The following is a 15375-nucleotide window of genomic DNA, read 5'->3' as shown; positions in this document are numbered from 1 at the left end:
GTCAGTATTGCTGTGAACGTTTTCGCTGTTGCGGGTGCAAAAGTAGAACCTTTTTCCGCTTCCGCAAGCTTTTTTCGGATGTTTTTTTGACTTTTTTTCATTCTTTTTCTTAACACACTGGTAACCGACCCTTTACATCTTGAAGTTTTTTCTTCCCTTGTGGGGTTTTTCCTCGTTTGACCATTATTTATCTTGTTTTGCCGCAAAGGCGCCAAGCCACAAAGCCTGTTTTCCGCCCTTTTTGACATCGAAAACACGCAAAGGTGCTGGGTTTTTAATTCGATTTCTTGTGAAAACGTCTTTTCCTTCCGGAATTTTCTTCTCAAAACAGCTGCCCTAGCCCCGATAGTCCCGAAGCTTCGGGAGAAATCCTTTTGCTTTTTCCTTTAAAAAGCAAAAGATTACTTCGTCAGTTCGCTATCGCTCGTGTGAAGCGGATAGCAGGAAAATGCTCCTGAAAACTTAAATTCCAATTTCCAGTTGCACGTCTTTCTTATCTCATATCCGCTATACACAGTAGACGCACTGCGGTGCGTCTCTACCAGAAAATAGGAATACACTATTATATATATGTATAAAAAAACAAAACCGGCAGATTTTGGAAACCTGTCGGAATCTAGAAATAGAATTTACTCCTATATATCCAAAAAAAACATAATGAAATACCTATATGATGATTTCACTTTTTTTCCTTCAAATTCAAATCGTAGAAAGCCCTTCCAAGCTCTCCTAGAAACGGTAATCCAATTTGGTCATATTCGTAAGTATCATCATTGAAAATTTGATCTTCGTTTATCAATAAAGTTGCACTGATTATAAATTCTACTTCATTAACTTCATCTACGATGTATGCACAATCTACTAATGTTCCGTAAGCATCACCAACTTTGTTGTACATTTTTATGTTGCTGGGAATAGCTCCTTTGGTATCGCCAAACATAAAAAACTTGCAGTAACCATCATAATATTCGCTTGGATCATAACCTGCATTTCTGGGTAAATTCTGCATGTCATACAAAAGAAGTTCTCTATTTTCTGGTGATAAATCAAAACGTTGTTTCTTTGAAAAATTTTCAGGAAAAATAATTCTTTTCATAATGCCGTGCAGTGTTTCTAGCGGAAGGTAATTTTTATTGCTAAAATCCATTGGCGCATTAACTAGTTTACCATTCTCATAATATCCTTTACCTTTTAATATTTTATTGATTTTCAAAGGTGTAATTTTACTGTCGCTAACACTTGGAATAGTAATTCCCTCACCATCATTTTTATAAAAGCTAATCTTTTTTGTTTCTGAAGCTCCTGAATTTGGAGCTGATAAACGATGCGCGATACGGACTTCTTTTAATCCTTTATTCTTTAATTCTTGATTAATATAGTCACGTCCCATCAATTCATAAAAGTCATTGCTTGCTTCATTTGAACTTACTGCAAAGATTTTACGCAAATCATCTGAAAAAGAAAATTTACTTTCACCATTATTAACATCAAAAACGGTGTTTACATCAACGCCTTTCATCTTGCTCAGTTTTTCTAAAGCTAAAACTGCAATAGGAAGTTTAACTGTACTGGCAGGATAATAATAATTTGAAGCATCAACGTTGAATTTATAATCTGTTAAAACAACTTTTCCATTGTTTTTTCTTTTTACAGCAGTATATATAATTTGTAACTCGTAGGATTCAGGCTCACCTGCCACTTTTTTTATAGCATTATTATCACTCTTTAAAACTTGATTAATTGGGTTATTTTTTAGCGTTTTACAATTTGAAAAAAGGCATAAGATGTAAAATAAAAAAAGGAATCTGTACATAATTTCGTTTTTTAGTAATTCATTTAAATGAAGGTAAATTTCTCTTTCCTTTCAAAATATTTCTCAATTAATTGCTGTTCTAAAGAATCAGAAAATTAAACTATATTTTTCAAGCCTCATAATAAAAAGGAAGGTATTGCTACCTTCCTTTTCCGTCAAATTATCCAAAAACAGTCTTCTTCAATATTCTACAAGTAAAATTGATTTTTTACTAAAAAAACGCTGCATTGAATTCAACTAGTGCAATTGGTAACCAAACCCTTTAAACCACTCAAATAGGTTAATGAAATAATTTAACTATATGTTTTATCAGGCTTTTCAGAATAATCTAGGTCCACATGAAAAGTTTCTTTTAACTGTGACAATGCCAGCAATGCAATAAGAGATATAAGGGTTCCTACGACCATTCCTGCACTAATAATATTGCTATCAAAAATGGTATCTCTAAAATAGGAATAGACTAATATGATTAAAGGCAATGAACCACGTACAAAGTTTGGTACAGTAGTAGTAACTGTAGCCCTAATGTTGGTTCCAAACTGTTCTGCTGCAATAGTCACAAACAATACCCAATATCCAACAGAAGCCCCCATTACTAAACACAATAAATAAAATAATGTTGTTGAGATTCCGTCAGCCAAAAGATATACAAAGATCATGGCAAGATTAAACACCAAAAACCAATACATCACTTTTTTTCTGCTTTTTAGCCATTGACTCAAAAGTCCGCTGGCGATATCTCCAAAGACCAATCCTGCATAACAAAATGCTATCGCTTTTCCCGCTTCTATTGTTTCTGCCTGCTGTACGTTTAATGCTTTTGCAAATTCGGGCGAGAAAGTAATGAGTACTCCAACCAAAAACCAAAGCGGCATTCCAATCAGAATACAATTGATGTATTTAAAAAATCTTTTTTTATTAGTAAAGAGCGATAAAAAATCTCCCTTGGCTTCGTTTTGTTCCTGAACTTTTTTAAAGATTCCGGATTCGGTAATACTTATTCTTAAAAACAATAATAAGATTCCCAAAACTCCTCCTGCATAATAACATAAACGCCAGTCCTGAAAAATCTCATAAATAAGATATGCGGCAACGGCTCCAGAAACTCCAACAGAAGCTACAATCATAGTTCCATAACCGCGTTTTTCTTTTGGAAGAGATTCTGCTACAAGTGTGATTCCTGCTCCAAGTTCTCCCGCAAGTCCAATTCCTGCGATAAGTCTCCAAAAGGCATACGCTCCAATTGTATCTACCATTCCGTTTGCGATATTGGCAACCGAATAAATAAGGATAGAGCCAAACAAAACAGAGATCCTACCTTTTTTATCTCCTAAAATTCCCCATAATATACCGCCAAACAGCATTCCGAACATCTGCATGCTGATTAGATATTCCCCCTGATTGCGAATGGCATCGCCTGTTATTCCAAGATCTTTTAGACTATCTGTTCGAACAATTCCGAAAAGCAAAAGATCGTATATATCAACAAAATATCCCAGTGCCGCTACAATTACGGCTGCATTTAGAATTGATTTTGATTCTTTAGCTTCAAGCTTTGAAAATTTCATAATTGGTTTTGGTTTGATAATTTGGATTAGTAAGTTATTAATATATGTTTTTTGAAACACATAGAAACATAGATTTTTCTTTCTGTTGCAAAGTTGAATGAAACAAACTAGTTTCTCACATATAGCTATGTGCTTTTATGCAAGTGAAACGCCTTTAATAGATAATGAAAGACTATGTCTCTATGTGTTTAAAAAAATTATTGTCAACGTTTATTAAATTAATGAGCAATCCAGATATCTTCAATTTCCTCTAAAGATTTACCCGTTGTTTCAGGTACGTAGAAACGTGTTATTAAAAGATATGGAATACACATTACTGCAAAAATCCAAAATGAAATTGCAGGACTTAGCGATTCTAGTAATACAGGAGTTAACTGTCCGATGAGATAAGAACCAATCCAAAGAGAAAAACCTGCCATTGACATTGCCAACCCACGGACTTTCACTGGATACATTTCTGATATTAAAACCCAAATGACAACACAAATTGAAATGGCACAGAAGAAAATATAACCAATGATTAAATACAACAGAATGTTTGGATTGTTGAATTGTAAATAAAAATAAGCACCGATAGCAATAAGCATGGCAAACATTCCAGTTACTCCTACATATACTAATTGTTTTCTTCCGATTTTATCTACCAGATACATTCCTAAAATAGTTGAAAGTACGTTTACAACCCCAATCACAATCTGAAAATCCAGTGATCCCTGTGATGCCATTCCTGCTTCTTTAAAGATAATTGGCCCATAATAAAAAATGACATTTACTCCCATGAATTGTCCAAGAATTGCAAGACTCATCCCGATAAATAAAGCGGTTCTATAACCCGGCTGAAATAAAATTCTCCAGTCTGACTTTTCTTTATTTGAAATTGATTTCTTTGTGTTTTCCATTTGTTCCTGAGCTTCCTGTGCACCAAATAATTGTGTTAACGTTTTTTCTGCTGCTTCCAGATTATTTTTAGAAATCTGCCATCTCGGACTTTCTGGAATAAAAAAGATAATCAAGAAAAATAAGAAAGAAGGCACGCCACACAATCCTAACATTCCTCTCCAATATTCGGTCTGGAAAATAACTTTTGTCCATTCTGCCTCAAATTGGCCAGAAGTAGCTAAACTTAAAACTTTTGCATTGGCAAAATAAGAGGCAACGATACCAACTGTAATAGCTAATTGATAAAGTGTTACCAAAGTTCCTCTAAAACGTGCTGGGGAAACCTCAGAAATATATAGCGGTGACACAACAGAAGCAACACCAATTCCCATTCCTCCCAGTATTCTAGCCCAAATAAGAGCTTCAAAACTGTTTACAAACATACAGCCTGCTGCCGAAACTGTAAATAAAGTTGCTGCCAGAAGCATCGTCCATTTACGTCCTAAAACATCTGATATCTTTCCTGCAAAAGCAACTCCGATAATTGAGCCGATTAAAGCACAACCAACATACCAGCCAGTTGAGACATTATCTAATCCAAATTGTTTAGCTACTTGTTCAATAGTACCAGATATAACAGCTACGTCATAGCCGAAAAGAAATCCACCAATAGCACCTATTACAGATAGGAAGATTATGTATTTAAAATTTTCTTTTTGATTCATTTTTTGTGGTTGCTTTGGTTAGTTAAAAATATAATCTTCATTCTATTTTATTCCGAAATATTCTTTGTAACGATCGTACAAATGTCCCGCCTGTAAATAAGCAGATTGCGGACTCATAAAATGAGAAAACTCGAAAGTGATTCCTTTTTGATATCCAGCTCGCTGCGCTGCTTCAAGTTTTAATCTCAGTTTCTCAAATTTGATTGGGAAGAATTTAATTGGCATATCTCTGTCAAAAGTTTCTGCATTTGTCCAGCATTCTAGTCCGTATTTATCTCCTAATTTTTTGTTTACCGAGAAAAAGGCGTCCAATTCATCATAATCAATATGTCCGTCCTGAAATGCACAGGCATCAACAGCGCCTTTGATTCCGTCGAAGATTTCACCCCATTCTTTTTCATGTTCCTGAACAGAAACGGCATCTTCTTTAGACAATTTTCCAGATGCTGCCATTACTGCTTTTTTGCCATCAATCCAAGGCGACATAAAAGTTGGCAATCCGCCAGAAACATCTTTACATAGTTGTCCCAAAGTTCTGAATGATTCGATAGCGCCTTTGGTTTTACGGCTGATCTCTCCACTTAAATACCAGCCTGAGAAACTTTTGTAATGTCCGTATTTTTTCCAAACCTCTTCAATCACAAATTTATTTGCTTCTATTTCGGTTGTCATATCTCCTGTATCCCAATACACTCCAGAATCGTATAATCCGAAATAAAACTTCATTTTATGTTTATCTGCCAAACGCAGGTACATATCTAAAAGATCAACACCTGGTTTATAACAGCCTCTTTTATTGATTAAATATTCTGAATTGTAGGTAATGAATTTTCTATACCCCGAGCGAATCATAATAACGGTATCGATACCAATAGCTTTCATGTGAGCAAAATCGCGATCCCATTCTTTTTCTCCCCAGTTCTGATGTGGAATATCATGTGAAATTTCATCTAAGAAAGTTCCTGTAATCCTTAATGCATTTCCTTTAGGCACTACTAATTCCGGACGTTCATCAGTAATTATCCCTGGCTTTTCAATGTCTTTTATAGACGAATCACTCTCAAAAGAACTCAATAACGGAATACTTATTGCAGATGCTGCTCCCAATCCTAATTGGCTCAAAAAATCTCTTCTGGTTTTCATTTTTTATGTTTTTATAGCTTAGTAGTTATTTTTTTTTTTTATCTGAACCAAAAATATCAATTGATTCGCCACTTTCGCCAAAAGAACTCAATTTAAAGTGACTTTTGGCAGGACATTGCATATCTGTAAATCGTTTCGTATGCATGGGTGCTTTTACTACATTTCCATCTACAGAACGAAACAAAAAAGCTTCTACCCATTTGGCACCAGTTACTTTTGCTGTTGTAGCCTGAGCTGGTTTTCCTTCATTTGCTACTTGATCGATTGCATTTACTCTTTTGTATTGTGCCATAACTGTCGGGTCATAACCATCAACATCAAATATTTGTTCGTACTTTTTTCCGGCTCCTTCAACAATAAATTTCAATTTTTTGGATTCAATCAACTGAAGACTCATTGTAACGGTTTCTCCCGAATACCAATAATATTTAGCTTCAGCTGGCGCATTCATATAATATGCAGTTTGCCCTGATTTATAACCCGTGCGACGCAAAAATGGACGAAATGCTTTATGTTCTTTACTTATAGAACCATCTGTCTCACGAATTACTTCCCAGGTTAAACCAATATCTGTTTCCTGTTCGTCTGAATTTCCTCCTAAATACACTGATGCATTGTCTAAATAGGCACCCGATTTCTTAGGATTGGTTCTTGACGGATCGTATGCTATAACCGGCAACGTCACCGTTCCTCCTATTCCTAGCCAATAATCTTTGCTCGAATATGCTTTTCTGTAATAGGCTCCAGCAAAACATGGACTTGAAGCCGGAGGCAATATTTCATTTTCAAATTTGGTTTTAATCTGCTTTTCTATACTTATTTTTTTAGCTGCTTTTGACTGAGAATTGCTTTCCGGACAACCGGCCAAAAAAAGTATAAATGAGAGAGTACATAATGGAATTAAACAACTGTTTTTCATGGTTATTTATATGGTATTTAGTTAATTGTAATTTCGTCTACAAACAAAAATGTCGGCTGTCCAGCAGAATAATGCCATTCTGGAATCTGTTCAAAAATTGGTGCTTTGATTTTTACATATCTTGCATCCTGTGAAGTAAAAACAGCTTTCAAATTGATAATTTTAGGACCATCTCCTTTTTGGGCAATTTTCAAATCTTCACTATGAACTGGATTGAAATTTATTCCATCTGCAGAGACAAGAACCTGAAACTCTTTAGGACCAAAAATCCAGTCGTTTGGAGATGTAAAGGTGTTCATACTCACTTCTGATATCTGTTGGATGGATTTTAAATCGATAGTGGCTTCAAAATCATCTTTGTAAAGTGCTATCCAGTCTCCGGTACTAAATGCCGTCGTTCCTATTCTTCCGTCAACCAATGTTTTTCCGCCATTAAAACGATAACGCTCAATAGGTTCATTTTTTAATACAATTGGTTTTGCTGTAGCTTTGTTGAATTCAAACTTTTTGGTAAAGACTTTGCTCGTATAATTCTCTGAAATAACAGTCGCTTTTACTGTTACAGGATTCGTTATAATTATACTTTCTGTATATTTTGTACTTTTTAAAGTAGGCTCTGAACCATCCAAAGTATAATAAATAGGCGATTTACTGGAAGTTTTTAAGTTTAGAATCAATTGACCGTTTTCTGTATCGACTTTGTATTCTGGAGAAACTTCCAAAATATGTTTGGCATAATTGTAATTCAGTTTATCATAGATTTTCAAAAAACCAGATAATCGATTCAAAAAATCACCATAATTCTTTTTTTCAGGCTCCATCCAGACTACTTCGCTTAAAGCAGCAAGTCTTGGCAAAACCATGTATTCTGTCTGGGAATCAGTATTTATATATTCTCTCCAAAGATTTGCCTGTGCACCAATAACCAATTTTTTCTCCTCTTGAGTTAGTCCATTTGGAATTGGTTCAAAGGAATAAACACGTTCCATGTTGATAAAACCGCCAATTGCTAGTGGTTCTGAAGCCGCATCAGTACTTTGGTAATAGTCAAAATAAACATGTGAGCTTGGTGTCATAATCGCTTTATGTCCTTGTTTTACGGCATCAACTCCTGCCTGAGAACTTCTCCATGACATTATGGTTGCGTTTGGAGCAATACCACCTTCCAATATTTCATCCCAGCCAATTACCTGCTTTCCTCTTGCATTTAAGAATTTTTCAATTCTGGACATGCAATAACTCTGAAGCTTTTCTTCGGCACTATGCTGGCTGTCTTTTTTCAGCCCCAATTCTGCAATTTTAGCCTGGCATTTAGGACATTTTTCCCATCTTTTTTTAGGACATTCATCACCTCCGATATGATAGTATTTGGAAGGAAAAAGCGGAATTAATTCTGTAAAAACATCTTCTAAAAAAGTAAACGTTTTTTCATTTCCAATACAAAGAACATCGTCCGAAACTCCCCATTTTTTATATACTTCATACCCTTCTCCTACACAACCCAGTTCCGGATAAGATGCCAATGCAGCAACCATATGACCAGGTAAATCGATTTCGGGAATAGTCGTTATAAAACGTTTTTGAGCGTAAGCTACAACTTCCTTAATCTGTTCCTGTGTATAAAATCCTCCATGAGGTTTTCCATCATAAACCCCAACCTGTTTCCCTACTTGTGTTTCAGTTCTTATCGCTCCAACCTGAGTTAATTTTGGATATTTTTTGATTTCTACGCGCCATCCCTGATCGTCTGTTAAGTGCCAATGAAAAGTATTGATGTTATGCAAAGCCAATAAATCAATATATTTTTTAACAAATTCTACCGATGCAAAATGACGGGCAACATCTAAATGCATACCGCGATAAGCAAATCTTGGGTAATCTGTAATGGCAACGGCAGGAAGTTCGATTTGTAATTTGGCTTCATTTTCAAGCAATACTTTACGCAATAGCTGAACACCATAGAAAGTTCCAGCACTTGATGCTCCGTTTATATTGATTTTGTTTTGATTTACATCAAAAGTATAAGCTTCTGAATTGTTGCTTTTTAAACTATTTTCTAGAACAATAACATTTTCTTTAAGAGGCGAATTTGTAACTTGAACTTTTATTCCTTTTGCAATTTCAATATATTCTGACAGAAAAACAGCAATTCGATTTAAACCGCTATCATTTTTTGGAGAATAAATTTTTGTTTTTGACGAAAGAACAAATGGTTTTCCTGAAACCGAATTTATGTTTTGCGCTAATGGAATTGTTCTGTAAATCTCATACTTTTTTTCCTGTGCTGAAAGCAGGAAAACTCCAAAAAGAAGAACAATAAAAATAATATACTTTTTCATGTTTAAATATATTTTATGAATTAAAACATACTGCTTGCTTTTTTTCCACTCCCGATAGCTATCGAGATAAAAAGATTGGAAGGATTTTTTCTCCCGCAGATTTTGCAGATCAAGCAGATTTTTTCTAATCTTTTTATCCTCTTAATCTGTGGCTATATTTTATCTACCAATCTGCTAAATCTGCGATATTTTTTTTAGCCCGCAGATTCGGCTGATTCAGCGGATTTTTTTCCAATCATTTTAATTCTGTTTATCTGTGTCTACATTTTATCTGCCTATCTGCTAAATCTGCGAGCAAATTTTTAGCGGAAGAATTGGCAGATTAAGTGTGTTTTATTTTAGTTTTTCACAATCTTATTCGTCATTTTAAAAACCAATTCTCCACCTGTTGCAATCTGATCATGCGTAAAAAATAAAGAATTCAATGTTTTTCCGTTCAAAGTCACTGATTCTACATATTTATTTTGAGGAGAATTGTTTATTGTTCTTACCGTCAATTTTTTTCCGTTTTCCAAATTGATAGTTACTTTATCAAATAATGGTCTTGAAATCGTGTAAGTTGGATCTGCTGGAGCAACCTGATAAAAACCTATGGCATTTAAAATATACCAAGACGACATTTGCCCGCAATCTTCATTACCGCTTAAACCATCTGGAGCGTTTCGGTATTGCTCTTTCATGATTTTATCAGCCAATTCTTGTGTTTTGTATGGCTTACCTATATAATTATAAAAATAGATTATATGATGGCTAGGCTCATTTCCGTGTGCATATTGTCCGATTAATCCCGAAATATCTGCAGATGCTTCAGAACCTTCGACTTTTGCAGTAGTATTAAAAAGGGCATCTAAATTTTTCTCGAAGGCATTTTTCCCTCCCATTAAATCTATTAATCCTGGAACATCCTGAGGTACAAACCATGTCCACTGCCAGGCATTTCCTTCACAATAAGGACTGTTCATGTGATCTGAAAAGGAAGGATTGAATGGGCCAATAAATTTTCCGTTACTATCCAAAGCACGCATAAAACCTGTTTCTTTATCATAGTATTTTTTGTAGCGCATGCCACGTTCTGAAAGCCATTTATAATCTTCTGTTTTTCCCATGTCTTTGGCAACCTGCGCCAATGCCCAGTCATTATAAGCATATTCCAAACCTCTTGAAGTAGCATAAATTACATCTTTGTCTGCCGGAATAAAGCCCATTTCCTCGTTGTATTTTTTCCCTTTTGTCATCAGCCACTCCCAAATTGCAGGATGATTTACTTTTACTCCAGTTGTATCATACGGTATCGACCTCAACATGGCTTTGTAAGCCAACTCGGTATCGTAACCACGTATATTTTTAGTATAAGCATCTGCAATTACTGATGTAGCGTGAGCACCAATCATGGTTCCTGTATAGTTTGCGGCCAAATCCCACATTGGCAATAAACCTCCCTGTTGGTATTTTAGCAGAAGCGAATTAATAAATTCATTTGTTTTTGAAGGACTGATTAAATCAATTAAAGGCATTTGTGCTCTGTAGGTGTCCCAAAGCGAAAAAACAGTATAATAGGTTCCTGAAGAAAGCGTATGAATTTTAAGGTCTTGTCCGCGGTATCTTTTATCCACATCTGAATAAGTTGACGGATGAATAAAAGCATGATACAATCCTGTATAAAAAATTGTTTTTTGTTCTTTTGTTCCGCCTTCGATTTTAATTTTCTCCAGCTGCTTTTCCCATAATGCTGTTGCTTGTTGTTTCGTTTTATTAAAATCCCAGTTTGGAATTTCGGCATCCAGATTCTGTAATGCCCCTTTTTCATCAACAGGAGAAATTCCAACTCTTACTTGTACCGTTTCAGGATTTTCAAAGTAAAGAACAGCTTTGATATGATTTGCTTTTAACTGTTTGCCAGATACTGCTTTGTTATCCTGATACAATGCAGCTTTAAAAGGTTTATTGAATTTTGCATGAAAATAAACATAATCTCTTTTAGACCAACCTTCTGTTAATCGCATTCCTCTAATTTCGGTATCACTGATAATTTCTATTGAAGATTCCAAAACCTTTTGATTGTGTAAGTTGTGATGTAAATCAATAATAATTCCTGCTTCCTTAGAAGGAAATTTATACTCATGAAATCCAACACGAGTTGACGCTGTCATTGAAGCTTTAATGCCATTATCAAAATTCACAGTATAAAAACCAGCGGAAGCTTTTTCGTTTTTATGTGAAAAATTCAACGGATAATATTCTTTAAGACTTCCCTTTTCCAATTGCAGTTTACCAGAAAAAGGAGTAAAAAGAAAATCTGCAAAATCGGTCATTCCGGTACCGCTCAAATGTCGGTGTGAAAATCCTAAAATACTGTTGTCATCTGTATAATAACCACTGCAGGCATCCCATTCCAACGTTCTAGTATCCGGGCTTAGCTGTACCATACCAAAAGGAACTACTGCTCCGGGGAAGGTATGACCATGTCCGCCAGTACCAATAAATGGATTTACATATTGGGTCAGGTTTTGCACTTTTTGAGCTGTTATTTTTACTGAAGAACTCAAAAAAGCGAGTAACAGTATTGGAAGAATTTTTCTCATTTTATAATAATGTATTTATATTTTTTTCAAACATTTTCCAGTCTGATTCATTAAGTTCTAAAACATACGCATAACCATCTTCATTTCCTGACTGCATCCATGCATCTACTAATTTCTGCTGATCACTGCTAATAAGTTTTCCATCATCATTCCAAATCTCGCTTGTGCAGAGACATCCCAGAGAAGGTGTCTGTCCATAGAATTCTTTGCCAATATATAAATTTTGATCAATGGTAGTACCGTGAAAATAAATTTCTGACCTTCCTGCTTTTCCTGCCCAATACGATTGCTGTAAACTCAAATTATTCCTCATTTCTCCTGGAAAAAAAGACAGATAATTAGTCAAAGAGAAGTCTTTTGTTGAATCATTAAAAAACAAATCAGCCGAACATTCAAAAGGCATATAAGTAGCAAAACTTTTTGTTGGCCCAATAAATACATTTTCTGAAACGGCTAAATTATTTATGCGAAATAATCCAACTGGAGTATTTCCATTGGTAATATACATTGGAAGATTGGTCGCACTTCTCGCCAATTGATCGATTACCATAATTTTCCTTTCTTTTCCGACAAGTTTTCCATTTTCATTCTGAATAAAAACTTTACCAATTTTATCCCTGTTCTGATGCTGTACTGAATACAAAAACTTGATTTTTTTATTAGAATTAAATTCAATTAATTTTTTCAATTCTTTAAAAGAAATCGGTTTGTAACTTGTTAGAAACTGATTTCTTAAAGCTTGTAAAATGGGTTTATCGTTATTATTGAATTTTGTTTTTAATAAATAACTAACATCTTTATTGTTTCGGGCTAAATAGTTAACAGCACTTGCAAAAACCTTCTCACTTTCAGTTTCGTTTTCTGCAATTACAGTAACCTCATCAACAAAATCATGTGGAAAACAGGCAAAAACTGATTCGAATACTTTTTGCAGTTCAGATTTTGAGAATTGTTTGTACTCTTTTAATGCTTTTTTCAGGACTGCATGATTTTGTGGTGAATCATCAATAATCAAAGTTGTAGCCCAAGAATAGGCGTTCCAATTTACTTTTTGATTGTTAAAAAAATGGTCTGCTTCTTTTTTTATGATCGAATCTTTTAGTTTTATCATTAGATGTTCTCTGCTTTTTTTAGAAGCAAATGAAGACGTTACCTCTTGCGAAAATATATTGCAGACGGTCAGAAGCAAAACCGATAAAAATATTTTTAGACGCATTAGTAAAACTTTTTCAAAAATTAATTTTAATTGATTAAAAACTTCCATCGGGCAAGTATTTTGCCCGACAGTCGTTTTTATTTGGGGCATATTATAGGTTGTTATAAGCAATCTAAAAGACCAGCTTTCACTTAATTATTAAGGAGTTCCCATAATATCAATTGACTCTGAATCATCTGTTGCAAATTTTGTAACAGTAAAATTAGCAGGAGCCGGACATCTCATATCTGTGAAACGCTTAGTGCTCATAGGCGCTTCATAAATAACTCCATCAACTTTTCTAAATAAAACTACTTTATTCCATTTTCCGCCTGTCACTTTTGCTTTTGTAGCCTGAACAGGTTTCCCTTCATTCGATACCTGATCTATCGCATTCACTCTTTTAAAAACTGCTTTGATACCAGGCTGATATCCTGCAACATCAAAATCTTCTTCATAGTGTTTTCCTGCTCCGTCAACTATAAAACGAATTTTTTTTGCACTAATAACCTGCACACTCATTGTGACAGTTTCACCAGGATACCAGTAATATCTTTTTTCAGCAGGTGCATTTTTATATAAAGCCGCTTCTTCAGACTTATATGCCGTTCTTCTCAAAAATGGTCTGAAGGCTTTTCTGTCTGCACTAACAACACCATTATCATCTTTGATTACTTCCCACGTCAATCCAATATCTGTTTCCTGTCCGTCAGAAGTTCCTCCAAGATAAACTGATGCATTATCAAGATATTGGGCTGGTTTTGCCGGGTTAACTCTGTCCGGGTCATTTATAAGAGTAGGAACAATAAATTCTCCTTTAATTCCAAGCCAGTAATCTTGGCTAGACATTGCTTTTCGATAAAAGGCTCCCTGAAAACAAGGACTTGTTGTAGCAGGCAATACCTCATCAATAAATCCTGTTTTAATCTGTTCCTCCAGACTTTTTTTCGTAACAGGCTGAACAGGCTCGTAACTATCACTGGAGCATGACATATAAGCAATACTTGACACAAAGACTGCCGTAATGAAAAATGCCTTTAAAATATATTGTCTTTTCATGTCATACTATTTTTTTGGATATGTTTTAGTGAAATAATCTGAATTGTATTTTAATCCTTCAAAAAAGAAGAATGCTTCTCCAGTTACACCATTGTTTCTGTTCTCATTTACCATCTGTTCTACAAATTGATTTGTTGCATTGTAAGTTCCAGATTGAATTAAAACTCCTGCATATAACTTTGAAAGATCTGCACTGTTTTTAACGTACCCCACTTGCGCTTTTAAGGTCTGAGTGTAGGCTGATAAATCGTAACGGTAAATCTGAGGAATTACATAATCGCAGTACTTTTTATCCAGCCATGTTGGCCAATCCTGCAAATAATTATCCTTAGCCCATGGGTGTACGCTGGGCGCCATCGAAACAATTACAGTAGATTTTGCCGCTTTTACAGCTTTGTATAAATCGCCTAAAAATTCTGTGAGTTTATTAGCTCTCCAGTCTTTCCATGTAGCATCATTTTCACTCGTTGGCGGATTTACACCTTTTTCTCTTTTATAAAGCTGTACTGTATAATCATCATAACCTCCTGCAATTGGCATTGCTGGTAACCTGTCATCGCCCTGAATGCCGTCTACATCATATTTTTTTACCACTTCTAGAATCAGAGATTTCATAAAATTCTGAACATCGGGATTGATTCCATTCATCCATTCAAATCCACTGCTTGAAGTTAAAAGTGCACCTGTTTTATCTTTAGCAGCCCATAAAGGGTACTTTTTAAGAATAACTCCTCCCTGCTGATTATTAGAAGCCGCAAATCCGTATTCAAACCAGGCATGTACTTTTATTGTTTCTTTATGCGCTTCAGTTATCATTTCCAGAAGAGGATCTCTTCCTTCATATCCTTCCATAATTGAAATGCCAAATTCTTTATTCATGATTTCACTCGGATAAAGTGTTCTTCCTTTATTCCAAACCACCACGTAAATGTCTGTAATTCCAGATTCTTTACAAACCCTAACAGTTTCTTTAATATTAGCAGCTGAGCTAAGTGCCGGAGAGGCAACATTGGTTACCCAAACTCCTTTTATTCCTTTTCCAACAGTAGGTTTTACTACTGGCTGTACTGGCGGATAATCATTACTTGAAGTACAAGAAACAATTAACGCGCTTAAAAAAATCAAAAACTTTTTCATAATATCAATGTATCAA

10 protein-coding genes are annotated in these 15375 nt (G+C 35.0%); all 10 read right to left on the bottom strand.

Annotation, left to right across the window (positions count from 1 at the left end; translation table 11 throughout):
- Positions 1 to 679 precede the first annotated feature (679 nt).
- The gene (locus BM289_RS25160) at positions 680 to 1813 is read right to left on the bottom strand and encodes a serine hydrolase (RefSeq protein WP_091499358.1); all 1134 of its coding nucleotides are present in this window, start codon (positions 1811 to 1813) and stop codon (positions 680 to 682) included.
- 293 nt (positions 1814 to 2106) lie between these two features.
- The gene (locus tag BM289_RS25155; protein ID WP_091499366.1) at positions 2107 to 3381 is read right to left on the bottom strand and encodes an MFS transporter; all 1275 of its coding nucleotides are present in this window, start codon (positions 3379 to 3381) and stop codon (positions 2107 to 2109) included.
- 218 nt (positions 3382 to 3599) lie between these two features.
- On the bottom strand, positions 3600 to 4985 hold the full coding sequence (locus tag BM289_RS25150; RefSeq protein ID WP_091499355.1) for a sugar porter family MFS transporter: 1386 nt from the start codon (positions 4983 to 4985) through the stop codon (positions 3600 to 3602).
- A gap of 42 nt (positions 4986 to 5027) precedes the next feature.
- The gene (locus BM289_RS25145; protein ID WP_091499352.1) at positions 5028 to 6128 is read right to left on the bottom strand and encodes a DUF4434 domain-containing protein; all 1101 of its coding nucleotides are present in this window, start codon (positions 6126 to 6128) and stop codon (positions 5028 to 5030) included.
- Between the two features lie 25 nt (positions 6129 to 6153).
- The gene (locus BM289_RS25140; RefSeq protein WP_091499350.1) at positions 6154 to 7047 is read right to left on the bottom strand and encodes a hypothetical protein; all 894 of its coding nucleotides are present in this window, start codon (positions 7045 to 7047) and stop codon (positions 6154 to 6156) included.
- A 17-nt stretch (positions 7048 to 7064) separates the two neighbouring features.
- Complete coding sequence (locus BM289_RS25135) at positions 7065 to 9386, bottom strand: glycoside hydrolase family 20 protein (RefSeq protein ID WP_091499347.1); 2322 nt, start codon at positions 9384 to 9386, stop codon at positions 7065 to 7067.
- 338 nt (positions 9387 to 9724) lie between these two features.
- The gene (locus BM289_RS25130) at positions 9725 to 11968 is read right to left on the bottom strand and encodes a GH92 family glycosyl hydrolase (protein ID WP_091499344.1); all 2244 of its coding nucleotides are present in this window, start codon (positions 11966 to 11968) and stop codon (positions 9725 to 9727) included.
- Position 11969: 1 nt separating this feature from the next.
- A complete protein-coding gene (locus tag BM289_RS25125) occupies positions 11970 to 13274 on the bottom strand; it encodes a hypothetical protein (RefSeq protein ID WP_143102130.1) in 1305 nt (434 codons plus the stop codon).
- A 48-nt stretch (positions 13275 to 13322) separates the two neighbouring features.
- The gene (locus BM289_RS25120) at positions 13323 to 14222 is read right to left on the bottom strand and encodes a hypothetical protein (RefSeq protein ID WP_091499339.1); all 900 of its coding nucleotides are present in this window, start codon (positions 14220 to 14222) and stop codon (positions 13323 to 13325) included.
- Positions 14223 to 14228: 6 nt separating this feature from the next.
- Positions 14229 to 15359, bottom strand: coding sequence for a glycoside hydrolase family 10-like protein (locus BM289_RS25115; RefSeq protein ID WP_091499336.1), 1131 nt, complete (start codon positions 15357 to 15359; stop codon positions 14229 to 14231).
- Positions 15360 to 15375: the final 16 nt, after the last annotated feature.

The sequence above is a fragment of the Flavobacterium phragmitis genome, from assembly GCF_900112575.1.
GTDB classification, from domain to species: Bacteria; Bacteroidota; Bacteroidia; order Flavobacteriales; family Flavobacteriaceae; genus Flavobacterium; species Flavobacterium phragmitis.
Note: the sequence above shows the minus strand (reverse complement) of the source record. Positions and strands in the feature narration are given on the sequence as shown.

Bases quoted from the DNA above. Each gene is read 5' to 3' on its own strand.
- BM289_RS25160 (WP_091499358.1), bottom strand. From the start codon at position 1,813: ATGTACAGATTCCTTTTTTTATTTTACATCTTATGCCTTTTTTCAAAT.
- BM289_RS25155 (WP_091499366.1), bottom strand. From the start codon at position 3,381: ATGAAATTTTCAAAGCTTGAAGCTAAAGAATCAAAATCAATTCTAAAT.
- BM289_RS25150 (WP_091499355.1), bottom strand. From the start codon at position 4,985: ATGAATCAAAAAGAAAATTTTAAATACATAATCTTCCTATCTGTAATA.
- BM289_RS25145 (WP_091499352.1), bottom strand. From the start codon at position 6,128: ATGAAAACCAGAAGAGATTTTTTGAGCCAATTAGGATTGGGAGCAGCA.
- BM289_RS25140 (WP_091499350.1), bottom strand. From the start codon at position 7,047: ATGAAAAACAGTTGTTTAATTCCATTATGTACTCTCTCATTTATACTT.
- BM289_RS25135 (WP_091499347.1), bottom strand. From the start codon at position 9,386: ATGAAAAAGTATATTATTTTTATTGTTCTTCTTTTTGGAGTTTTCCTG.
- BM289_RS25130 (WP_091499344.1), bottom strand. From the start codon at position 11,968: ATGAGAAAAATTCTTCCAATACTGTTACTCGCTTTTTTGAGTTCTTCA.
- BM289_RS25125 (WP_143102130.1), bottom strand. From the start codon at position 13,274: ATGCCCCAAATAAAAACGACTGTCGGGCAAAATACTTGCCCGATGGAA.
- BM289_RS25120 (WP_091499339.1), bottom strand. From the start codon at position 14,222: ATGAAAAGACAATATATTTTAAAGGCATTTTTCATTACGGCAGTCTTT.
- BM289_RS25115 (WP_091499336.1), bottom strand. From the start codon at position 15,359: ATGAAAAAGTTTTTGATTTTTTTAAGCGCGTTAATTGTTTCTTGTACT.